18 protein-coding genes and 1 pseudogene are annotated in these 21,180 nt (G+C 72.2%); 11 read left to right on the top strand and 8 right to left on the bottom strand.

Annotation, left to right across the window (positions count from 1 at the left end; translation table 11 throughout):
* Position 1 precedes the first annotated feature (1 nt).
* Together JAP66_RS29620 and JAP66_RS29615 are read right to left on the bottom strand one after the other, a co-directional pair.
* Complete coding sequence (locus JAP66_RS29620; protein WP_199435161.1) at positions 2 to 850, bottom strand: DUF4097 family beta strand repeat-containing protein; 849 nt, start codon at positions 848 to 850, stop codon at positions 2 to 4.
* A gap of 86 nt (positions 851 to 936) precedes the next feature.
* A complete protein-coding gene (locus JAP66_RS29615; RefSeq protein ID WP_199435160.1) occupies positions 937 to 1,455 on the bottom strand; it encodes a hypothetical protein in 519 nt (172 codons plus the stop codon).
* Between the two features lie 408 nt (positions 1,456 to 1,863).
* Between JAP66_RS29615 and imuA' the strand changes: the two genes are divergently transcribed.
* The 5 genes and pseudogenes from imuA' (at position 1,864) to JAP66_RS29590 (ending at position 9,987) form a co-directional block, all read left to right on the top strand.
* Positions 1,864 to 2,565 carry a DnaE2-dependent mutagenesis accessory factor ImuA' gene (imuA', locus tag JAP66_RS29610; protein WP_235999728.1) on the top strand — a complete coding sequence of 234 codons (702 nt, stop codon included), beginning with the start codon at positions 1,864 to 1,866 and terminating at the stop codon, positions 2,563 to 2,565.
* Positions 2,562 to 4,169, top strand: a complete 1,608-nt coding sequence (locus tag JAP66_RS29605) for a DNA polymerase Y family protein (RefSeq protein WP_235999718.1) — start codon at positions 2,562 to 2,564, stop codon at positions 4,167 to 4,169. The genes imuA' and JAP66_RS29605 overlap by 4 nt, the downstream gene beginning before the upstream one ends.
* Before the next feature lie 160 nt (positions 4,170 to 4,329).
* Positions 4,330 to 7,677, top strand: a complete 3,348-nt coding sequence (locus JAP66_RS29600) for an error-prone DNA polymerase (RefSeq protein WP_199435174.1) — start codon at positions 4,330 to 4,332, stop codon at positions 7,675 to 7,677.
* Positions 7,678 to 7,809: 132 nt separating this feature from the next.
* A pseudogene (locus JAP66_RS33095) lies at positions 7,810 to 8,952 on the top strand (RNA-dependent RNA polymerase family protein); the annotation flags it as partial.
* A 441-nt stretch (positions 8,953 to 9,393) separates the two neighbouring features.
* On the top strand, positions 9,394 to 9,987 hold the full coding sequence (locus JAP66_RS29590) for a pentapeptide repeat-containing protein (RefSeq protein ID WP_199435159.1): 594 nt from the start codon (positions 9,394 to 9,396) through the stop codon (positions 9,985 to 9,987).
* A 25-nt stretch (positions 9,988 to 10,012) separates the two neighbouring features.
* On the opposite strand, the gene JAP66_RS29585 is transcribed toward JAP66_RS29590, so the two are convergent.
* Positions 10,013 to 12,328 (bottom strand): TNT domain-containing protein, encoded by a 2,316-nt coding sequence (locus JAP66_RS29585; protein ID WP_199435158.1) that lies wholly within the window; start codon positions 12,326 to 12,328, stop codon positions 10,013 to 10,015.
* Positions 12,329 to 12,561: 233 nt separating this feature from the next.
* On the opposite strand from JAP66_RS29585, the gene JAP66_RS29580 reads away from it, so the two are divergent.
* A complete protein-coding gene (locus tag JAP66_RS29580) occupies positions 12,562 to 13,416 on the top strand; it encodes a bifunctional methylenetetrahydrofolate dehydrogenase/methenyltetrahydrofolate cyclohydrolase (RefSeq protein ID WP_199435157.1) in 855 nt (284 codons plus the stop codon).
* Positions 13,417 to 13,490: 74 nt separating this feature from the next.
* A complete protein-coding gene (locus JAP66_RS29575) occupies positions 13,491 to 13,724 on the top strand; it encodes a DUF3017 domain-containing protein (RefSeq protein WP_199435173.1) in 234 nt (77 codons plus the stop codon).
* A gap of 12 nt (positions 13,725 to 13,736) precedes the next feature.
* On the opposite strand, the gene JAP66_RS29570 is transcribed toward JAP66_RS29575, so the two are convergent.
* The 3 genes from JAP66_RS29570 to JAP66_RS29560 form a co-directional block, all read right to left on the bottom strand.
* On the bottom strand, positions 13,737 to 14,927 hold the full coding sequence (locus tag JAP66_RS29570; protein ID WP_199435156.1) for an MFS transporter: 1,191 nt from the start codon (positions 14,925 to 14,927) through the stop codon (positions 13,737 to 13,739).
* A gap of 221 nt (positions 14,928 to 15,148) precedes the next feature.
* On the bottom strand, positions 15,149 to 15,337 hold the full coding sequence (locus JAP66_RS29565) for a DUF1918 domain-containing protein (protein WP_199435155.1): 189 nt from the start codon (positions 15,335 to 15,337) through the stop codon (positions 15,149 to 15,151).
* A 125-nt stretch (positions 15,338 to 15,462) separates the two neighbouring features.
* Entirely contained in the window at positions 15,463 to 16,302 is an 840-nt protein-coding gene (locus JAP66_RS29560; RefSeq protein ID WP_199435154.1) for a TIGR03560 family F420-dependent LLM class oxidoreductase, read from the bottom strand.
* 328 nt (positions 16,303 to 16,630) lie between these two features.
* Here JAP66_RS29560 and JAP66_RS29555 point away from each other — a divergent pair, with 328 nt between their 5' ends.
* Together JAP66_RS29555 and JAP66_RS29550 are read left to right on the top strand one after the other, a co-directional pair.
* Positions 16,631 to 17,854, top strand: coding sequence for an NADP-dependent isocitrate dehydrogenase (locus tag JAP66_RS29555; protein WP_199435153.1), 1,224 nt, complete (start codon positions 16,631 to 16,633; stop codon positions 17,852 to 17,854).
* A 206-nt stretch (positions 17,855 to 18,060) separates the two neighbouring features.
* Positions 18,061 to 18,387 (top strand): SH3 domain-containing protein, encoded by a 327-nt coding sequence (locus JAP66_RS29550; RefSeq protein WP_199435152.1) that lies wholly within the window; start codon positions 18,061 to 18,063, stop codon positions 18,385 to 18,387.
* Between the two features lie 25 nt (positions 18,388 to 18,412).
* Here JAP66_RS29550 and JAP66_RS29545 read toward each other — a convergent pair whose 3' ends face one another.
* Positions 18,413 to 19,189 (bottom strand): MBL fold metallo-hydrolase, encoded by a 777-nt coding sequence (locus tag JAP66_RS29545; protein WP_199435151.1) that lies wholly within the window; start codon positions 19,187 to 19,189, stop codon positions 18,413 to 18,415.
* A 53-nt stretch (positions 19,190 to 19,242) separates the two neighbouring features.
* On the opposite strand from JAP66_RS29545, the gene JAP66_RS29540 reads away from it, so the two are divergent.
* Complete coding sequence (locus JAP66_RS29540; RefSeq protein WP_199435150.1) at positions 19,243 to 20,052, top strand: exodeoxyribonuclease III; 810 nt, start codon at positions 19,243 to 19,245, stop codon at positions 20,050 to 20,052.
* Positions 20,053 to 20,079: 27 nt separating this feature from the next.
* Here JAP66_RS29540 and JAP66_RS29535 read toward each other — a convergent pair whose 3' ends face one another.
* The gene (locus JAP66_RS29535; protein ID WP_199435149.1) at positions 20,080 to 20,565 is read right to left on the bottom strand and encodes an RrF2 family transcriptional regulator; all 486 of its coding nucleotides are present in this window, start codon (positions 20,563 to 20,565) and stop codon (positions 20,080 to 20,082) included.
* A gap of 239 nt (positions 20,566 to 20,804) precedes the next feature.
* On the opposite strand from JAP66_RS29535, the gene JAP66_RS29530 reads away from it, so the two are divergent.
* Complete coding sequence (locus JAP66_RS29530; protein ID WP_372449023.1) at positions 20,805 to 21,140, top strand: hypothetical protein; 336 nt, start codon at positions 20,805 to 20,807, stop codon at positions 21,138 to 21,140.
* The last annotated feature ends 40 nt before the right edge of the window (positions 21,141 to 21,180 follow it).

The raw sequence follows: 21,180 nt of genomic DNA, 5'->3' as shown, positions 1-21,180 counted from the left end.
GTCAGGCCCGGTGGATCGTGATGTCGCCGAATCCGGTGTGCGCGCGTACTTCGACCGTCTCGCCGGTCTTCTCCGGCGCCTCCGCCGTTTCGTCGAGCGCGTTGCGCACCTGTCCGAAGTTGGTCTTCACATCGAGCCAGGCCGACGTGCCCGCTCCGATGCCGATTTCCAGGTCGCCGTTCGAGGTCTCCAGCACGACGGAACCGCGAGCCACCTCGCCGACCCGGATGGCGCCGTTGGCGGTCTTCGCGTCCACTCCGCCGCCTGCCCGGTCCACCGCGATGTCACCGTTCGCCGAGCGCACCCGCACCTCGCCGCCGATCGCGCCGATGTCGGTGTTGCCGTTGGAGTTCTTGATCGTGGCGCTGCCGTCGATCTCACCGATCCGGATCCGGCCGGTCCCGGTGGTCACCTCGGCGTCGCCCGCGACGGCCTCGACCGAGATGTGCCCGGCGGACGTGTTCAACCGCAGCGGCCCGGTCCGGTCCAGCCGTGCGTGCCCGGCGGAGGACTTGAACCGGCACTCGCCGAGCCGGCCGGTCGACTGGAAGTCGCCGACCGCGTCTGCCTGCACCTGCGAGCCCTCGGGCAGCTCGACGGTCACGTCGACCGACCAGCTCTTGGTGAAGAGGTACTCGTGCGGGCGCGGTTTCTTGCCCTTGATCAGCAGCGTGCCGCCCGAGTACTCGACGCGGACCTGCTTGGCCGCCTTGACATCCGATGGTTCGTTCTCATCGGTCGGGCGCACCTCGACCACGGTGTCGGTGCGCTCGCTCGCGGCGAACCGCACGTTGGCGGCGCTCATATCGAGGGTCACGATGATCGGTTCCGGCGTATCGAATGTGGGCATAGCTGTCCCCTTCTCAGTGATGAGATCGACGTTCTCGCTGGTGAGAGCTTCAGAGATGCGGCTGGGTCAGCCGGCCGCCCGCGCGGCTAGCTGACCCAGCCGGTGTAGCGCTGCTTGCCCCGGCCGCCGCGCCGCGCCGGGGCCTGCTCCTCGGTGGGTTGCCGCAACGCGGCCGAGGCGACCCGGCCGAGCCACGCGTTGACCGAGCGGCCCTCCTTCGCGGCAGCCTCCTCGATGGAGGCCTTGAGATGTTCCGAGAGCCGGAAGTTGATCCGCGCGGTGGCGGCTTCGTCGGTGCCCGCCGGAGCGGTATCCGGTACCGGCTCGGGCTCCGGCGCGGCCGTGGCGTATGCGGGCTCGGACGGCGGCGGCGTCACCACGAAGTTCGGGTCGCGACCGCGCAGCCGGACCTCCACCGAACCGGGCGCGAGGTCACGAGTGATCTCGTCGGCGGCGGCCGACAGCGCCTCCAGCAGGGTGAGGCGGACCGCCGACTCGACCTGCCCGGCCAGCCGCTCAGCCAGCGCACGGGCCTCCTCGCCCCCGGCCTCGGCGGCGGTCACCAGCTCCCGGCCGAGGAAATCCACATACGATGTCAAGTCCATGGCGCCACTATGGCACATGTATGGCGCTACGGCAAGCCACAATGGCGCCGTTCGTCGCCATTGTGGCGTTTTTCCTGGTCAGTGCGACTCATTGCCGACCGTAGTGATTCTCGTGTGCGGCGCGGGGGAGAGATAGCGGGGGTTGGCCACAGGTTCTTGACACCGAGCCCCGGGCGGTGTTCACTGGCGATATCGAACATACGTTCGAGAGCCAGCCGTCTTCCCCGCGGCGAGCGATGAGGAACGCGGCTCACGCCGGCCGGTGTGAGCGGTACTCGTGCTGCCATGAGGGGGTGACTGCCGGTGCCGGGCGGAGTGGTGACCGAGATCCAGGCCGCGCGGCCTGCGGGTACAGCGGGTACAGGGGACACCGCGGACCCGGGGGAGCCGGGAGCGGCCGTCGCGCGGCTGGCTTCCTTGCCCGGGGTGAGCACGGCCACCGGGGTGGCGACCACGGCCGAGCACGGGCGGACCACGGGACAGGTCCTGCCGGTGCTGCCCGCACTCGCCGGCCTGCTGCCCTGGGGAGGGCTGCGCCGCGGTAGCACGATCGCGGTGCACGGGTCGCCGTCCTTGCTCCTCGCGCTGCTGGCCGCGGCCACGGCGGACGGCTCATGGGCAGGGGTGGTGGGTGTACCGCACCTGGGTGTGGCCGCCGCGAGCGAACTCGGGGTCGAGGTCAACCGGCTCGCGCTGGTTCCCCGGCCGGGCGCGGATTTCGCCGCGGTGACCGCCGCCCTCCTCGACGGGCTGGACCTGGTGGCCGCCGGCTCACCGGGCCAGTCCGTCGGCGCCAGGACCGCCCAGCGCCTCTCCGGCCGAGCCCGGCATCGCGGAGCGGTGCTGCTGTCCCTCGGTCCCTGGCCGGGTGCCGAGGTGGAGTTGCGCTGCATTCCCACCCGGTGGTCCGGACTCGAGGGCGGCTACGGCTACCTGCGCGAGCGCGAGGTCGTGGTGGAAGCCACGGGCAGGGGAGCGGCCGCCCGTCCCGTCCGGGCGGCCGTGCTGCTGCCCGGGCCGGGTGGGTCGGTGGCCCCGGCACGGAGCGCGCGGCCGGGCCGCAGCGGATTGCTCACCCCTGCTGCCCGGGAGGAGGTGCGGGTGGGATGACCGCGAACTCGGCGCCGGTCCGGATGCTCGTGCTCTGGTGCCCGGACTGGCCGGTCGTCGCCGCGGGCATGGCGGCGGGCCTGCCCGCGCACCTGCCGGCCGCGGTGTTCTCCGCCAACCGGGTGGTGGCGTGCTCCGCGGTCGCCAGGGCCGCCGGCGTTCGCCGGGGTATGCGGCGCAGGGAGGCGCAGTCCCGCTGCCCCGAGGTCGCGGTGTTCGCCGATGATCCCGGCCGGGACGCGCGGTTGTTCGAACCCGTCGCGGAAGCGGTGGAGGAGCTGGTCGTCGGGGTGGAGGTCGTCCGGCCAGGGGTGGTCGCGGTCCCGTCGGCCGGTGCGGCGGGTTACTTCGGTGGCGAGGCCCGGCTCGCCGAGTTGCTGGTCGACCAGGTCTCCGGCAGCACAGGAGTGGAGTGCCAGGTCGGCGTGGCCGAGGGGTTGTTCGCCGCGACACTGGCCGCGCACCGTTCGATGCTGGTGGAACCGGGAGCCGGTCCCGGTTTCCTCGCGCCGCTGGCGATCGGCGAGCTCGACCAGCCCGATTCCGACCGGACGGAACTGGTGGGCCTGCTGCACCGCCTCGGGTTGCGGACGCTCGGCGCGTTCGCGGCGCTGCCCGAACGGGACGTGCTCTCCCGCTTCGGCGGCAGCGGGCTCCGTGCGCACCGGCTCGCACGCGGGTGCGACGAGCGCCCGCCCTACCGGCGACGTCCACCACCGGAACTGTCCGTCACCGAGACGTTCGACCCCGGGCTGGAGCGGGTGGACGCCGCGGCCTTCATGGCGAAAGCCCTGGCCGGGCGGTTCCATGCCGGGCTCGCCGCGCGCGGGCTGGCCTGCACCCGGCTGGGGATCTATGCCACCACCGAGCGGGGTGAGGAGCTCAGCAGGGCCTGGCGATGCGCGGAACCGCTCACCCCGCAGGGCATCGCCGATCGCGTGCGCTGGCAGTTCGAGAGCTGGTTGCGCACCGGCGCGGGGATCCGGCCCACGGCGGGTGTCAGCACGCTGCGACTGGAGCCGGAGGAGGTGGTCGAGGGGCACTCGCTGCAACTCGGCCTCTGGCCGGGTGGCTCCGGCGGCGAGCACACGCCGGAGGCGGAGCGGGCGGGGCGAGCCCTGATCCACGTACAGGGCCTGCTCGGCCCGGAGAGCGTCTTCACTGCCGTCCTCGGCGGCGGGCGCGGGCCTGCCGAGCGGGTGCGCCTGGTGCCGTGGGGCGACCGGTACGCACCGGCGGGCGGCCAGGACGCGCCCTGGCCGGGGCGGCTGCCGGCTCCTTCTCCGGCCACGGTGTTCGAGAAGCCGGTTCCGGCCACCGTTGCCGATCCGGCGGGGGCGGACGTGGACATCACCGATCGGCAGCGGATCACCGGCCCGCCGGACAGCGTGGCGATCGAAGGAGGCCCCGCGCGCCGGGTGGCCGATTGGGCCGGGCCGTGGCCGGTCGCGGGCCGCTGGTGGGCGCCGGAGGGCGTCGGCCCGCGCGCCCGCCTGCAGGTCGTGCTCGAAGGCGTGGCTCCGGAGCAGCCAGGTACCGCACTGCTCCTGGTGTGGCAGGGAAACCGACGTCCGTTGTGGACAGTGGAAGGGGTGTACGAATAGTGAACGGAGAGTCCTTTACCGGTGGTGCCGGATGGACCTGGCCCGAGATCCGGGTGGCCGGGCGCACCGAAGGCTCGGTGCCGTCGTCCGCCGAGGTGCCGGAGTACGGCCCATCGATCCCGGTGCCGCGATCGTCGCCGGAGAACCACGAGTAGGCGCGATGGGCTGGAACAACCCACCGGTGCGGTGGCGGGAGCTCGAACGCACGTTGTCCGGTCACCCTGGAACGGCCGGCGACGGCAACGACAGTCCGGCGTGGACCCGCCGGCGCGAGAACTACGCCCGGCCCGGCGACCTGCGCGAGCTGCGCGGTGACGATCACGCCGGTGCCGGGACGCGGGTGCCCTACGCCGAGCTGCACTGCCACTCGAACTTCAGCTTCCTGGACGGGGCCAGCCATCCGGAGGAGCTGATCGAGGAGGCGGCCCGGCTCGAACTGGACGCGGTCGCGCTCACCGACCACGACGGCATGTACGGGGTGGTGCGCTTCGCGGAGGCCGCCCGTGAGCTCGGCGTGCGCACGGTGCTGGGCACGGAACTCAGCCTGGGGCTCTCCGGCCCGCAGAACGGGGTCGCCGACCCCGAGGGCGAGCATCTGCTGCTGCTCGCGCGGGGCCGGCAGGGGTACGCCAATCTCTGCCGGGCCATCACGGCCGGGCAGCTGGCCGGGCACGACGGCAAGGCGGCGCCAGGGCGGCACGCCGAGAAAGGGCGCCCGGTGTACGACCTGGACGCCGTCGCGGACGAGGTCGCGGGCAGCTGCGCCGTGCTCACCGGCTGCCGCAAGGGAGCCGTCCGGCGCGCGCTCGCCGAGCGGGGGCCCGAGGCGGCGGCCGTCCGGATGCGGGAACTGACCGAGCGGTTCGGTGAGCACAACGTGTACGTCGAACTGACCGACCACGGCGGGCCCACCGACAGCACGGACAACGACGCGCTCGCCGCACTCGCCGCCGAACTGGGGCTGCCCACCGTCGCCACCAGCGCGGCGCACTACGCGACCCCGCGGCGCGGGCGGCTCGCGGCGGGACTGGCGGCGATCAGGGCGCGCCGGGGGCTGGACGACATGGAGGGCTGGCTGCCCGCGAGCGGTGCCGCGCACCTGCGCTCGGGCCGGGAGATGGCCGAACGGTTCGCCCACTACCCCGGCGCGGTGCAGCGGGCGGCGCTGCTCGGCACGGAATGCGCGTTCGAGCTGCACCTCGTCGCACCGGACCTGCCTCCCTTCGACGTACCGGAAGGTCACACGGAAGCGAGCTACCTGCGGGAACAGACCTACCTGGGCGCGGCGGCCCGGTACGGCCCCGAGGAACACAACCCCGAGGCGTACCGCCAGATCGAGCACGAGCTCGGCATCATCGAGCGGCTCGGGTTCCCCGGCTACTTCCTGATCGTGTGGGACATCGTGGAGTTCTGCCGCACCAGCGACATCCTCTGCCAGGGCCGGGGATCGGCCGCCAACTCCGCGGTCTGCTACGCGCTGGGAATCACCAAGGTCGACTCGGTGCGGTGGAAACTGCTCTTCGAGCGCTTCCTCGCCCCCGACCGCGACGGCTACCCGGACATCGACCTGGACATCGAGTCCGATCGCAGGGAGGAGGCCATCCAGTACGTCTACCGCAAGCACGGCAGGCTGTGCGCGGCCCAGGTGGCGAACGTGATCACCTACCGGGCGCGTTCGGCCGTGCGCGACGCCGCCCGCGCGCTCGGCCACTCGCCGGGGCAGCAGGACGCCTGGAGCAAGCAGATCGACCGGTGGGGGCCGCTGCGCGAGACCCAGCACGACCACGACCACGACATCCCGGAGCCGGTCCTCGAACTGTCCGCCGCGCTGGAGGACTTCCCGCGCCACCTCGGTATCCACTCCGGCGGAATGGTGATCTGCGACCGCCCGGTGAGCGAGGTCTGCCCCGTCGAGTGGGCCCGGATGGGAGGCCGCAGCGTCGTGCAGTGGGAGAAGGAGGACTGCGCTTCCGTCGGGCTGGTCAAGTTCGACCTGCTCGGGCTCGGCATGCTCTCCGCGCTGCACTACATGCTCGACCTCGTGCGGGAGCACAAGGGAACGGAGATCGACCTCGGAAGACTGGACCTCGAAGACGACGAGGTCTACGCGATGCTGCGGCGAGCGGACGCGATCGGCGTGTTCCAGGTGGAGAGCCGCGCGCAGCTCGCGACCCTGCCCCGGCTGGCCCCCAAGAAGTTCTACGACCTGGCGATCGAGGTGGCGCTGATCCGGCCGGGGCCGATCCAGGGTGGCTCGGTGCACCCGTACATCCGGCGCTACACCGGCCGGGAGGAATGGAACTTCGACCACCCGCTGCTGGAAAACGCGCTCGGCAAGACGATGGGCGTTCCGCTGTTCCAGGAGCAGATGATGCAGATCGCCCTCGACGTCGCCGATTTCACCGCCGCCGAGGCCGACGAGCTGCGCCACGCCATGGGATCCAAGCGCTCGGGACGGCGGATGGAGCGCCTGCGGCAACGGTTCTACGACGGAGCCGCACGCAAGGGCGTCGAGGAGCCGATGGCCGCGCACATCTTCGAGAAGATGCGGGCGTTCGCCAACTTCGGCTTCCCGGAGAGCCACGCGCTGAGCTTCGCCTACCTGGTGTTCGCCAGCGCGTACTTCAAGCGGTACCACCCCGAGGCGTTCTGCGCCGGGCTGCTGCGGGCCCAGCCCATGGGGTTCTACTCGCCACAGTCACTGGTGGCCGACGCCCGCAGGCACGGCGTCACCGTCCGCGGCCCCGACGTCGACGTCAGCCTCTCGTATCCGACGCTGGAGCCGCTCGGTGAAACCGGCCCCGGGCTCGCGGTACGCCTCGGACTCGCCGGGGTGCGGACGATCGGCCGGCGGCTCGCGGACGAGCTGGTCGCCGAACGGGACAGCGGCGGTCCCTTCCGGGGCATGGGGGACGTGGCCAGGCGGGTGAGGCTGACCAAACCGCAGATCGAGGCGCTGGCCACCGCGGGCGCCTTCGGCCGCTTCGAGCCGGACCGGCGCAAGGCGCTCTGGGCGGCGGGCGCGCTCGCCGGGGAACGTCCCGAGAAGCTGCCGGGCAGCACCGTCGGCTGGGTGGCGCCCACCCTGCCCGGGATGGACGACCTCGACCTCGCCGCGGCGGACGTGTGGGCCACCGGCGTCTCCCCGGACAGCTTCCCCACCGAGTTCATCCGAGAGCGGCTCGACCGGCTGGGCGTGGTCACCGCGGAAGGACTGCACGAGGCCGAGAACGGCAGCCGGGTGCTCGTCGGCGGGGCCGTGACCCACCGGCAACGGCCCGCCACCGCGGGCGGCATCACGTTCCTCAACATCGAGGATGAGACGGGCATGGTCAACGTCGTGTGCTCCGCGGGGCTGTGGCGCCGGTACCACCGCGTCGCCCGATCCAGCCCGGCGTTGCTGGTCCGCGGTGTCGTCGAGCGTGCCGACGGGGTCGTGAACGTGCGCGCCGACCGGTTGCAGCATCTGCCCATGCGGATCACGTCGAAATCCCGGGATTTCCAGTGAGTTCGCCGGAGTACCGGTTACGGTCGGTGTCGTGCGGCGATGGGGAAGTGAGCCGGTGGGAGGACCCACCCACTCCGGGGCAACCCCGGGGAGCTCGACATCGGACAGGCACGGCGCCCCACGCGCGGCGGCATGCTTCGCGTGGCCCGAGCGCGCGGAAGAACGGAGAAGAGGTCACCTCCCCATCGCCCACCTCGGCCACGTCACGAGGTCCGCCCGGTGAATCCCGGTGGCGGCGACCGCTGCGACGACAACGGTGATCGTGCCGGTAGTGCTGGCAGTGCTGACAGTGCCGGCAGCGCCGACACGGGTGCCGGGAGCGGCGACGAGAACCAGCCGCTCGACTGGCGGGGCCGTGCGCGCCGACGGCGCCGCCGGCGGGTGGAACAGCGCGACCACCAGGCACTCGACCTGGCCACGGTCGCGCTGCCGGGACCGTGGGACCGTCGCGAGCTCGCCGCGCGGCTCACCCGGCGCACCCTGCTGGACGCCGATGACGCGGACGAGCTCGCCGCCCGGCTCGTGCACAGGTACCCGAGCGGGCCTCCCGACGACATCGGCCGGGTCGCCTCGTCGATCCGGCTGGCACCGCCGCTGCCCGTGCGCACCCTGCCCGGTGCGGGCCGCTCCCCGATGCCCCTGCTGCCACCGATGCCGGTGTGGCGGTGGGACGTGCCGCGCTGGCGGACGGCCGCGGAGTGCGCGCTCGCGCTGGACCTGACCCCCGGCGAGCTGGACTGGTTCGCCGACACCGGCGGGTGGAACCGGCGGGCCGGCACGCCGTTGCGGCACTACCGCCATCGCTGGGTGCCCACCCGCGCCGGCGGCGTGCGGTTGCTGGAACAGCCGAAACCGCGGCTGGCCGAGCTGCAGCGCAGAGTCGCCCGGCACGTCCTCGCGGCGCTGCCGGTGCACGACGTGGCCCACGGCTTCCGGCCGGGGCGTTCGGCGGCCACCTGTGCCGCACCGCACGCCGGGCGGGCGCTCGTCGTCCGCATGGACCTGGAGGGATTCTTCGCTGCCGTGTCGGCTGCCCGGGTCCGCGGCCTGCTACGCCTCGCCGGTTACCCGCCCGCCGTGGCGGCCGCACTCGCCGGACTGCTCACCACCGCCGCTCCGGTCGACGTGCTCGGCCGGGCCCCGGCGGGGCACGGTGATCCGGCGCATCGCAGGCTGCTGCACCGGCTCGCCGGCGCGCACCTGCCGCAGGGCGCGCCGTCCTCGCCCGCGGTCGCCAACGCCGTGGCGCACCACGTGGACGTGCGGCTCGCCGGACTGGCCAGGTCGCTCGGCGCCTCCTACACGCGCTACGCGGATGACCTGGCCTTCTCCGGGGCCGCGAGCCTGCCGCTGCACCGGCTGCTGCCCGGGGTCCGCCGGATCGCCGGGGGGGGGGGGAGGGATTCCGCGTACGCGAGTCGAAGACGTCGATCGCCGGGGCGCACCAGCGCCAGCGCGTCGCGGGCCTCGTCGTCAACTCCTCGCCCGCCGCGCCACGCGAGGAGTACGACGCGCTGCGCGCCACGCTGCACAACTGCCTGCGCGCCGGGCCCGAGACCCAGAACCGGCACGGACACCCGGACTACCGGGCCCACCTGCTCGGCAGGATCGCCTGGATCGGTGCCACCCACCCGGTACGGGCCGCGCGGCTGCGGGCCATGTTCTACCGCATCGCCTGGTGATCCGGCCGGTCCCGCGTTGTGCCAGGCTCGACCGATGACCGAGCCGGAGGTGAACGAGGACTACCGCGACGCCGTGCTGCCCGGGGCGCGGTGGGAGAAACGCCAGTTCGTGCGCTGCGACTTCACCGAGGCCGATCTGCGGGGCCTGGTCACCGCGGGCTGCACGTTCGACGAGTGCGACTTCACCCGCGCCGACCTCGGGGAGTCGCGGCACCGCGCGTCGGCGTTCCGGTCGTGCAGGTTCAACAGGACCGTTCTCGGCGACACCGAGTGGACCGGCTGCTCACTGCTCGGCACGTCGTTCGTGGGTTGCCGGATGCGCCCCATCACGCTGCGGGACTGCGACCTCTCCCTCGCCTCGCTCGGCGGCGCCGTCCTCAAGAAATGCGATCTCTCCGGGCTGCGTTTCGCCGAGGCCAACCTCACCGATGCCGACCTCACCGACGCCGATCTGCGCGGCGCCGACCTGACCGCGGCGCGGCTGCGCGGCACGAAACTCCTCGGCGCCGACCTGCGTGGCGCCCGGCTGGACGCCGACGGGCTCCGGCACGCCGAGTTCACCGGTGCACACGTCGACCTGGACACGGCGGTCGCCTATGCCGCCGCGCACGGCCTCGTCGTGCACTGAGCCAGTCAGTGCCGGTCAGTGCCCGTCAGTCGATGGGCGGCTCGCCCGGTTCCAGCTCGATCAGGTCACCTTCGGCGAGGAGCTCCTCGATCGACGCGGGCAGCAGGTAGGCGGCACCGCCGCCGGGCTGGTTGAACCAGGGGATCGCGACCCCGGCCAGCGCCTCCAGCGGACGCTGCACGCGGTAGACGTGATACGGCCTGCTCACCCATTCCGGGACCAGTGACCGCTCCTCGAACGGCGTGCCCGCCGCGTAGGTGAGATTGCCGTTCGGCCCACCGAAGCGGTCCAGCTCGCTCCCCGCGGGCAGTTCGCGCAGCTCCTTGCCGCGGAACAGCGTGAGCGGCGGCTCACCGGCCATCGGCTGGATCGGCCACTGCTGTCCGCCCGGCTGCCGCTGCTCCTGGTTGTCCTGACCGGGCCGCCCGCCCTCGCCCCGGCGCGGGGGAGCCTGTGGTGCCGGGCGCGGGGCCGCGGGCGCGGCCATCGGTGCACCGCGGGGCGCGCCGGCACCGGCCTGCTCCTCGCGTGCGGCGGCGGGCCGCGCGGGCGGCTCCGCCGGGGCGGACTCCCGGGCCGGTGGCCGGACGCCCGTCGCCATCTCCGGCGACAGCGTCGCCGTCACCGGGCGCTGCGGCACCGGGGGTAGCGGGGGCGACTGGGCCGGTTGCGCCGGGGGTGCGGGCGGTGCCGCAGCCGGGTCCGCGCGGCTCCCGGCCGGGGCGGGCCGCGGCTGCTGCGGGTCGCGGGCGCCCTCCGGCATCAGCAGCACCTTGCCCAGCATGAACGCGGCGGCGTCCTCGGCGTCGCCGAACACTGCCGTGCTGGTCAGCTCACCGTCGTACCAGCCGACCCGCCAGCCCTCCGCGACCTCCTCGATGCTCCAGCCGCGATCGGCGGGCTCACCGATCCGGTAGGCCGACTCCGGCACCCCCAGCTCCGCGAGCCGGTCCTCCAGCCGGTCGAGTACCGGCTCGTCGGGCGCGGGGGGCGGTCCTGGCGAGTGCGGTCCTGGCGAGTACTGCGTCGGCGGGGTCGGCGGGGTCGGCGGGCTACTTTCGTCGAGGTCGAGCTGGTCGCGGCCGGGAATGGGCCGCTGGTCGGTCTCCTGCTCGGCCACCGGCGGCTCGTCCGGCTCCTCGTCCCCTGCCGGTGGGTCCTGCACGGCATGCTGGGTGACCGGCGGTGGCGGCGGCGAGGTGATGGTCGTCGGCGGCCCACCGGCAAGGTCGGGAACGGGCGTGTACGTGGTGGCCTGCTCCACCGGCCCGGTGTCCTCGACGTCGGTGTGCTCACCGGCGTCCTCCAGCTCACCGGGGTAGGGCTCGTCGTACTGCGGCGGTGCAGCGAACTGGGTGAGCTCCGCGTCGGTCTGCGCGAACTCCTCCTCGAACGGCGGCTCCTCCTCCCGCGCCTGCGGCTCCTCAGGCGGCGGCTCCGGCTCGGCCATCGCCGGCGGGCCGGGACGCTGCTGCGGCGGCCCGCCCCTGGTGATGTGCGCCGACGCGGCCTGCCGCACCGGCTCCGGCACGTCCGGGATGCTGAACCCGGCGGCGCGGATGTGCTGGACGAGGTCCGGCTCCGGTGCGACGCCGTACTCCCGCAGGTAGTAGTTGACGGCCGCGGGCCAGATCCACACGCCGTCGCTGTGGAAGGCGATCGGGACGGTGCTCTCCGTGGTGCTCGCCAGCCGGTCGAGGTCGTAACCGCGGCCCGGCAGCACCACGGGCGCGCCGTCGAGGTAGTCGAGCAGCCGGTCCTGCTCCTCGGCGTCGAGTTCCGGCCGGTTGATGACCGGGCGGCCGTTCGGCCCGGCGCCGTCGAAGATCCGGGCCATCCGGAACCGTGGTCCCGGCCGCTCCGGACCGAGGCCGGACATCCGGCGCATCAGCCAGTCGGGCACGTTGTCCTCGCTGCGCGGGAACATGCGCAGCTCGTCCGCGTAGGCCTGCGGCGGCGGCATGAGGTCCCACCGCGGCTCCTCACGGTCGTACTCGAGGTTGTAGCTGGACGGGTGATCCAGCTGGTAACGGGCGTTGAACCAGGTGCCCCGGCCCTCGCGGTACATCCCGGCGCGGAGCCTGCCGAAGAGGGTCGCGATGTCGTGCGTCGCCACCCACTCCTGGGTCGAGCCGTCGGCGGTGACGATCTCCCCGGTCAGTTCGTGGTACCTCCCTACCGCGCGGTACTCCGCGATCACCCGCCGCCAGTCGCGCGGGGCGGCCCGCAGCAAGGCGAGGCCGATCTGCTTGACCAGGGTGTCCTGCTCGGTCGCGTTCAGCTGGGTCGGTTGAGCCACGAGAACATCTTGGCTAATAGATGGCTTCAATGCACGGCACATGTGCGCATTGCCGCCCGGTGGGCTGGTATAGGGTGCCGCTCGACCACCCATACGCGGTGTGCCGTGTCACATCTCACTCTACCGGGCGACCGGCGTCAGTGGTCGTGTCCGGCGGTGACCCGGCGCCGCTACCGCCCGTACCGGCCTGGTCCGGGAGCCGCCGCGGACAGGACGCCCGGCGAACGGCACGGGCGGGGCGGGCGCCACCGTGCCGCTTTGGAACAATCGGCCACGTGACGGCGACTGTTCTCGACGGCAAGGCCACCAAGGACGCCATTTTCGGGGAGCTCGCTCCCCGGGTGGCCGCGCTCGCCGAGCGGGGCATCACGCCCGGCCTGGCGACGGTCCTGGTCGGCGACGACCCCGGTTCCCACGCCTACGTGCGGATGAAGCACGCGGACAGCGGAAAGGTGGGGGTGAACTCGATCCGGCGCGAGCTGCCCGCCGACGTCTCCCAGGCCAAACTCGAGGCGGTCGTCGACGAACTGAACGCCGACCCGGCGTGCACCGGCTACATCGTGCAGCTGCCGCTGCCGGGGCATCTGGACACCAATGCGGTACTCGAGCGCATTCACCCCGAGAAGGACGCCGACGGGCTGGCCCCGGTGAGCCTCGGCAGGCTCGTGCTCGGCCAGCCCGGCCCGCTGCCATGCACGCCGCTGGGCATCGTCGAGCTGCTGCGCCGCTACGACGTTCCGTTGAACGGCGCGCGCGTCACCGTGGTCGGCCGGGGTATCACCGTCGGCAGGACGATCGGCCTGCTGCTGACCCGCCGCAGCGAGAACGCCACCGTCACGCTGTGCCACACGGGCACCCGTGACCTCGCCGCCGAGGTACGCCGCGCCGACATCGTGGTGGCGGCAGCGGGCTCGCCCGGCCTCGTCACCCCCGACATGATCAAGCCGGGAGCGGCCGTGCTGGACGTCGGTGTCTCGCGGGTGGACGGCAGGCCGGCCGGTGACGTGGCGCCGGGCGCCGAGGAGGTCGCAGGCTACCTGTCGCCGAACCCCGGCGGGGTCGGCCCGATGACGCGGGCCATGCTGATCGCCAACGTGGTCGAGGCCGCCGAGCGGGCCGCGGCGCGGTGACGGCGACCGTGCGGACCGGCAAGCCCCGCTGGGACCGTCGCCGGGCCCTTGTCCACCTGCCGTTCTCGGTGGTCATGCTGCTCGTCGCCGTCGCGGCACTGCGTATCTGGCAGTACCACTGGCGGCAGGGCGCGGCGCTGATCGGCGGTGCGCTGCTGGTGGCCGCCGTGCTGCGGGCCGCGCTGCCGGATGAGCAGGCCGGCCTGCTGACGATCCGGAGCCGATTCGTCGACGTGCTCAGTTATGCGGGCTTCGGCCTGCTCATCCTGTTCGTGGCGCTGACGATCACCGGCGGTCCGCTCGGCTGACCTGACCGCGGCTCAGCCGGCGGTCGCCAGCGCGGGGGCCGGTTCCGGCGTGCCCGCGGCCTCGCGGCGGTCCAGGCCGCCGGACACCGCGGCCAGGCTCAGTCCCAGCACGGCGAGCATGGCGCCGACCCAGTTGGGCGACACCAGGCCGAGCCCTCCCGCGATCACCAGGCCGCCGAGGTAGGCGCCGATCGAGTTGGCGATGTTGAACGCGGACTGCACGGCCGCCGAGACCATCGACGGCGCGCCGCCCGCCTTCTCCATGATCCGTGCCTGCATCATCGGGGCGATCATGAAGCCGGCCACGCCGACCAGGAAGATCGTGACCGCGGCGCCGACCTTGCTCTGTGCCGTCACCGTGAACACGGCGAGGATCGTCCCCAGCGCCAGCATCGCGCCGTACAGGCCGGGCATCAGCGCCCGGTCGGCGAGCCTGCCGCCGAGGAAGTTGCCCAGCGTCATGCCGAGCCCGGCCAGTGCCAGCAGCAGGGTCACGTTGGCGGGCGCGTACCCGGTGATGCCGGTCAGCATCGGCGTCACGTAGCTCAGGCACGCGAACACCCCGCCGAGGCCGAAGGTGACGATCGCCAGCGCGAGCCAGACCTGCGGGCGGCGGAACGCGCCGAGCTCCACGCGCAGGGACGTCACCTCGGGTCGGCCCTGGTGCGGGACCAGCTTGGCGATGCTGGCCAGCGCGGCGAGGCCGATCACGGCGACCACGCCGAACGTGGCACGCCAGCCGACCTGCTGGCCGAGCAGGGTGCCCAGCGGCACGCCGACCACGTTGGCCAGCGTCAGGCCCATGAACATCATCGAGACCGCCTTGGCGCGGTCGCCCTTGGCGACCAGGCTGGACGCGACGACGGCCCCGGCCCCGAAGAACGCGCCGTGCGGCAGCCCGGCGAGGAAGCGGAACACCACGCCGAGCTCGTGGTTCGGGGACAGGGCGAACAGGACGTTGCCCGCGGTGAACAGCCCCATCATCGACAGCAGCATGGTCTTGCGGGGCAGCCGCATCGCGACGGCCGTGAGCAGCGGCGCGCCGACCACCACACCCAGTGCGTAGCCGGAGATCAGATAGCCGGCCGCGGGGATGGAGACGCCGAAGTCGGCGGCCGCCTCGGGCAGTACGCCCATCATGACGAATTCGGTGGTGCCGATGCCGAAGGCACCGACGGCGAGCGCGAGCAGCGCGACGGGCACAGCTCTCCCTTCGTAAACGTTCTGGATCGATAAAGTAAAGGGGCATAAAAATAGACAGGCCAGCGTCTGACCCCGATGTCGCCGGACTGCCTACGTCCAGTCCAACCGAATTCGGCCGCCGTGTCATCCCCGGTGGGACGTGAGGACGCCCACGTCCGGCCGGTCAGCGGCGCCGCGTCGTGGCGGGCCTGGCGGGCGGTGCGCCCGCCAGGCCCGGCGGATCAGCGAGTCCGCTCCAGCACCTCGCAGTCGGGGCCGGGGAACATCAGGCCCTCGTGCCCGTCGGAGAACCGGACGAGGTAGGGCGGCCTGCCGTCCTCGCCGCGTACCTCCATGATCTCTCCGTGCTGCTCGCCCGCGCCGACCACGCGGCCGTGCACGCGAATCTGGTCTCCCACGGATGCTCGCATCGTTGACCACCTCCGTACTTTCCAGGGTAGAAGCGGCACATGGTGCAGTCGAGCGCACTGTGCACGCCGATGCGGGACCGGAGCAAGCACCAGTGGCGTGCTCGACACGGCAGCGGCGGGACGGGTCAGGTCAGCGCCGTCAGCGCGCCCGCGAGCCGGTCGAGGATTTCCGGCTTGGCCCGGTGCGGAAGGTTGAACACGACGAGGTCGACGCCGGCCTCGGCGTAGCCCGCGGCCTCCTCGACGGCGTGTGCCAGATCCTTGTCCGGGTCGATGCGCACATTGGTCGAGCAGGTGATCTCGGCCGGGTCGCGGCCGACATCGGCGCAGTGGGCGAGCAGGATCTCCCTGAGCTCCCGCCAGTGTGCGGGGTCGTCGGTGATCACGTTCCACTGCTGCGCCCAGCGCGCGACGGAACGCAGTGTCCGCTTCGGCCCACGGCCTCCGATCGTGATCGGCGGGTAGGGCCGCTGCACCGGCTTGGGCTCGCAGCGGGCGTCGGTGAGCTGGATATGGCGGCCCCGCAACGTCGTGGTCGGTTCCCCGAGCAGGCCGATGATGGCCTGCACACCCTCGTCGAACAGGTCGAACCGCTCTTTCAGCGGGGGTAGCTCGATGCCGTAGGCGTCGCACTCCTGCTGGTTCCAGCCTGCGCCGAGGCCCAGTTCGAGCCTGCCGCCGGAGATGATGTCGACGGTCGCGGCCATGTTCGCGAGTACCGCCGGATGCCGGTAGATCATGCCGGTGACCTGGCAGCCGAGCCGGATGCGGCGGGTGCCGGTGGCCAGCGCGGCCAGCATCGTCCAGCCCTCCAGGTTCGGCCCGGCCAGGTCGCCGGAGAGTGGATAGAAGTGGTCCCAGTTCCACGCCGACTCGAAGATTTCCATCTCGTCGGCGGCCACCCACACGTCGAGGATCTCCTGCCAGGTCGTGTGTTCGGGCCTGGTCTTGATGGCGAAGCGCACGTCGCTGCCTCCTGCCGTCGCCGCTGCTGTCGGGCACGAACCTACGGGTCGTGCGGAGCGCGTGGCGAGAATTCACCCGGTTTCCGGTACCCGCCACCGGGGCCGGCGCGCCTCAGACCAGCCCGCCAGTGACGCCGGGGCAGGGCGCGGCCGGTGGTTGCGGGACGAAGGATGGCGGGTAAGCAGGAGGTGCGAGGTGGCCACGCGGCGGCGGCCCGGCATTACCGCTGGGTAACCGGGTGCGGCGGACACCTGCCGCACGTTTACCAGTACGCTTGTACCGCTACGACGTGACGCGACAGATCCGCGGAGAGGAGCCCCGCTGCTCATGGCCAAGATCAAGGTCGAGGGCACCGTCGTCGAACTCGACGGCGATGAGATGACCCGCATCATCTGGCAGTTCATCAAGGACAAGCTGATCCACCCGTACCTGGATATCAATCTCGAGTACTACGACCTGGGCATCGAGGAGCGGGACCGGACGGACGACCAGGTCACCGTCGACGCCGCGCACGCCGTCAAGAAGCACGGGGTGGGCGTGAAGTGCGCGACCATCACCCCGGACGAGGCGCGCGTCGAGGAGTTCGGCCTCAAGAAGATGTGGCGCAGCCCGAACGGCACGATCCGCAACATCCTCGGCGGAGTGATCTTCCGCGAGCCGATCGTCATCTCCAACATCCCGCGGCTGGTGCCCGGCTGGACGAAGCCGATCATCGTCGGCAGGCACGCGCACGGCGACCAGTACAAGGCCACCGACTTCAAGGTGCCCGGCCCCGGCACGGTGACGATGACCTACCAGCCCGAGGACGGCTCCGAGCCGATGGAGTTCGAGGTCGCGAAGTTCCCCGAGGGCGGTGGCGTCGCGATGGGGATGTACAACTACCGCCGGTCCATCGAGGACTTCGCGCGGGCCTCGCTGCAGTACGGCCTCGACCGGGGCCTGCCGGTCTACATGTCGACGAAGAACACGATCCTCAAGGCCTACGACGGCATGTTCAAGGACGTGTTCGCCGAGATCTTCGAGAACGAGTTCAAGGCCGACTTCGACGCCAAGGGCCTGACCTACGAGCACCGGCTCATCGACGACATGGTCGCGGCCTCCCTCAAGTGGGAGGGCGGCTACGTCTGGGCGTGCAAGAACTACGACGGCGACGTGCAGTCCGACACGGTGGCGCAGGGCTTCGGCTCGCTCGGCCTGATGACGTCCGTGCTGCGCACGCCGGACGGCAAGACCGTCGAGGCCGAGGCCGCGCACGGCACGGTCACCCGGCACTACCGGCAGCACCAGCAGGGCAAGCCGACCTCGACCAACCCGATCGCGTCCATCTTCGCGTGGACCCGCGGGCTGGAGCACCGCGGCCGGCTCGACGGCAACTCCGAGCTCGTCGGATTCGCCAACAAGCTGGAGCAGGTCGTCGTCGAGACCGTGGAGAGCGGCAAGATGACCAAGGACCTCGCGCTGCTGGTCGGCAAGGACCAGGCGTTCCAGAGCACCGAGGAGTTCCTTGCCACGCTCGACGCGAACCTGGCCAGGAAGATCGGCCAGAGCTGACGGCCGGCGTGCCCTCGTGAGTGGCGGCGCGAGTTAGAACTCGGCTGCGCACTCACGAGGGCACCACGGCTACCGGGTGACGGAGGGTCACCGGGCGGTCACGACATTGGCGCCTGCGGGTGGTTGCGCCGTCAGGCCCTGTCCAGGGGGCCGGATCTCGCCCTACCCTTCCTCGGAGTGCCTGTTTCGGTACACGAGGAGCGCGGGTGGTACTGGGCATACCGAAGAAGACGCTGATGCTGGTCGCGATCCTGGCCGGGATCGTGGTCCTCTACGTGATGGGTTCCGACCGGCAGGCGTCCGAGGCCGAGTCCGGCTCCGGGCCTGCCGGCTGCCGCGTCGCGGTCACCGCGGACGTGCTCAACGTGCGCGCCGCGCCGGGCATGGATGCCGAGATCGTCGGCAAGTACAAACAGGACGCGGAGACCGACGCGGATGCCGTCGTGCGGAACGGTTTCCGCAGGCTCGCGGAGAACCGGTGGGCGGCCGACGAGTTCCTGAAGCCGGTCGGCGGGTCGACTCGTGAGTGTTGAGACGAGTTCTAACTCGCGTGCGCACTCACGAGGCTTGACCGGCGCCTTGGTCAGTGCGGGCCCTGCCGAGGTGGACCACCATGTCCTCCTCCGCGGCGAGCACCTCACCGGTGAAGGCCTCTCCGGCTTCGGCCACCGAGACGGCCCGGTCGGCCCCGGGCCAGAAATGGGTCAGCAGCAGGCGCCGAGCGCCCGCGCGTGCCGCCCACTCGCCCGCCTCCCGCGCCGTCGTCAGGTAGCGCGGCCCCGTCACCGGTGCGGGCCCCTGCAGCGTTGCCTCCATGACGAAAAGGTCGGTGCCCGCGCCCAGTTCCGCCAGTTCGGGGGAGGGGCCGCCGTCCCCGGTGTAGGCGAACGCGTACTCGCGGGTGGTGAGCCGGACGCCGAAGGCGGGTACGTGGTGCGGCAGCGGGAAGGCGTCCAGACGGAACGGCCCGGCGCGGTGCGTGCCGCTGAGCTCATGGATGTCGAACACCTCGTGCGGCGCGGGGCGCGGCTCCAGGCTCTCCAGGACCCGGACGACGCCCGGCGGGCAGTACAGCGGCAGCCTCGGCCGGTCGGCGCCGTGGAAGAACCGCAACCGGGCCAGGGCGCTGAGGTCCACGCAGTGATCCGGATGCTCGTGGGTGATCACGACCGCGTCGACCGCGCCGCCGGGGCAGTGCCGTAACAGCGGGGCGACGGTTCCGTAGCCGAGGTCCAGCACGACTCGGAACTCGTTGTGCATCAGCAGGAGGCCGCTGCACGCACGGTCCGGCTCCGGCCATGCCCCGCAACTGCCCAGCACCGTCAGATCGGCCACGCAGGCAGTCTCGCACCGATCGGCCGTCGGTGGTGCCGGGTAGCCTGCCGGGCGTGCTTACCGTCTCCACCGTCAACGTCAACGGCCTGCGCGCGGCCGCCAAGAAGGGGTTCGTCGAGTGGCTCGCCGCCACCGGCGCCGACGTCGTGGCCTGCCAGGAGGTGCGCGGGGAGGTGAGCAAGCTGCCTGCGCACCTGCGCGAGCCCGAAGGCTGGCACGCCGTGCACGCCGACTGTGCCGTCAAGGGCCGCAACGGAGTCTGTGTCTACAGCAGGTTCGAGCCCGAGTGGTCGCAGGTCGGCTTCGGCGAGGCCGAGTTCGCCGAGAGCGGCCGCTACGTCGAGGTGCACCTGCCCGGCCTGGTCGTCGCGAGCCTCTACCTGCCGAGCGGCGACGTCGGCACCGCGCGGCAGGAGGAGAAGGAACGGTTCATGGCGGCGTTCCTGCCCTACCTCGGCGAGCTGCGCGGCAAGGCGGAGGCGGCCGGGAACGAGGTGCTCGTACTCGGCGACTGGAACATCGCCCACGCCGAGATCGACCTGAAGAACTGGAAGGGGAACCGGAGGAACTCCGGCTTTCTTCCTGAGGAGAGGGCCTGGCTGGGCCGCGTGTTCGACGAGTTCGGCTACGTCGACGTGCACCGCAGGCTCGAACCGGAGGGGCCGGGGCCCTACACGTGGTGGTCCTACCGGGGCAAGGCGTTCGACAACGACTCGGGCTGGCGCATCGACTACGCCGTCGCCACGCCGTCGCTGGCGGAGCGGGCGGTTTCGGCGGTGGTGGAGCGGGCGCCGAGCTACGACGCCCGCTGGTCCGACCACGCCCCGCTCACGGTCACGTTCGACTGGAGCCTGCCCGGCTGACCGGGCCCCCGAGCGGCTCCGTGACGCTCAGTGTGGTGTCGCGGCCAGCCATTCCCGGGTCCGCCCTGGCAGGCCGGGCGCCGAGCGTTCCACGGTCGCCTTGACTTCGGCGAGTGTCTGCGCGGCCAGCTCCCGGCGCCAGGCGAGGTCGGCCCGGCCCATCGCCTGGTGGATCAGGCACGGGTCGCGGAAGTCGCCTTGGGTGTGCGGCCACGGCGTCCGCCTGCGGATCTCGGTGCAGCGAAACGCCTCGTCCGCTCCCTCGATCGCCGTCACGATGTCCAGCAACGTGATGTCGGCGGGGCGCCGTCCGAGCCGGAAGCCGCCCCGGGGGCCCGAGGTGGACATGAGGATGCCGTCGCGTACCAGCGCCTGGAGTTGCTTGTTGAGATAGGCGGCGGGCAACTGGTAAAGCGCCGCCAGCCGGGCCGCCGGCACACCCCGGCCCGCATCGGCCCACGCCAGGTTCAGGCAGCAGTGGACAGCCCACTCGACGCCCTCGCTCATCCGCATACCTGGATGTTAAAAATCCAGAAAAGTGCCCGCAAGCTCGTGCCCGGCGTTTCCGCGGGTGGCAGGTGTGGCGTGCCCCCCCCCGCACGGGTTGCCCCGGGCCGGACCGCTAACCTCTGCCCCCAAGGTTGGCCGGAAGCTGCCGAGCTTGACACGGTCGGTAGCTTTCACCACGGAAACACTCACTCGATTGGGTGAGACAAGTCCGATTGGCGGTCTCGGTGTCGGGAGGCACTCCGGTGCACAACCACGTCAGTGCGCTCGCTCGCTCGTTCACCCGGGCGCTGCGCGCGGCCGCGGCCTTCGGGGTCGTTCCGGCTTTCCTGTTGCTCGGGGCGGGTGCCGCACAGGCGGCGCAGCCGGGGCGGTCCGTCCAGGCCGAGCCCAACGCGATGACCTTCGGGCTGCTCGGACCGGTCGGGCTCGCCGCCGTGGTTCTCGGCGTCCTGGGCATGGCCGCGGGCGTCGCCCGCCAGCGCCGCAGGGCGAGGGCCGCCGAACCTGCTGGTGCCGAGATGGCCGCGATGGCCGAGGCGGTGCTCGCCGAGGAGCCCGCCCGTCGCACGCCCGCGTGAGGCCTCGCGTTTATTCCCGCGAATGCCGGCCGCGGACGAG

The sequence above is a fragment of the Qaidamihabitans albus genome, assembly GCF_016464705.1.
Lineage (GTDB): Bacteria > Actinomycetota > Actinomycetes > Mycobacteriales > Pseudonocardiaceae > Qaidamihabitans > Qaidamihabitans albus.
The sequence above is the reverse complement of the archived record's forward strand: the minus strand, read 5'-3'. Positions and strand labels throughout refer to the sequence as shown.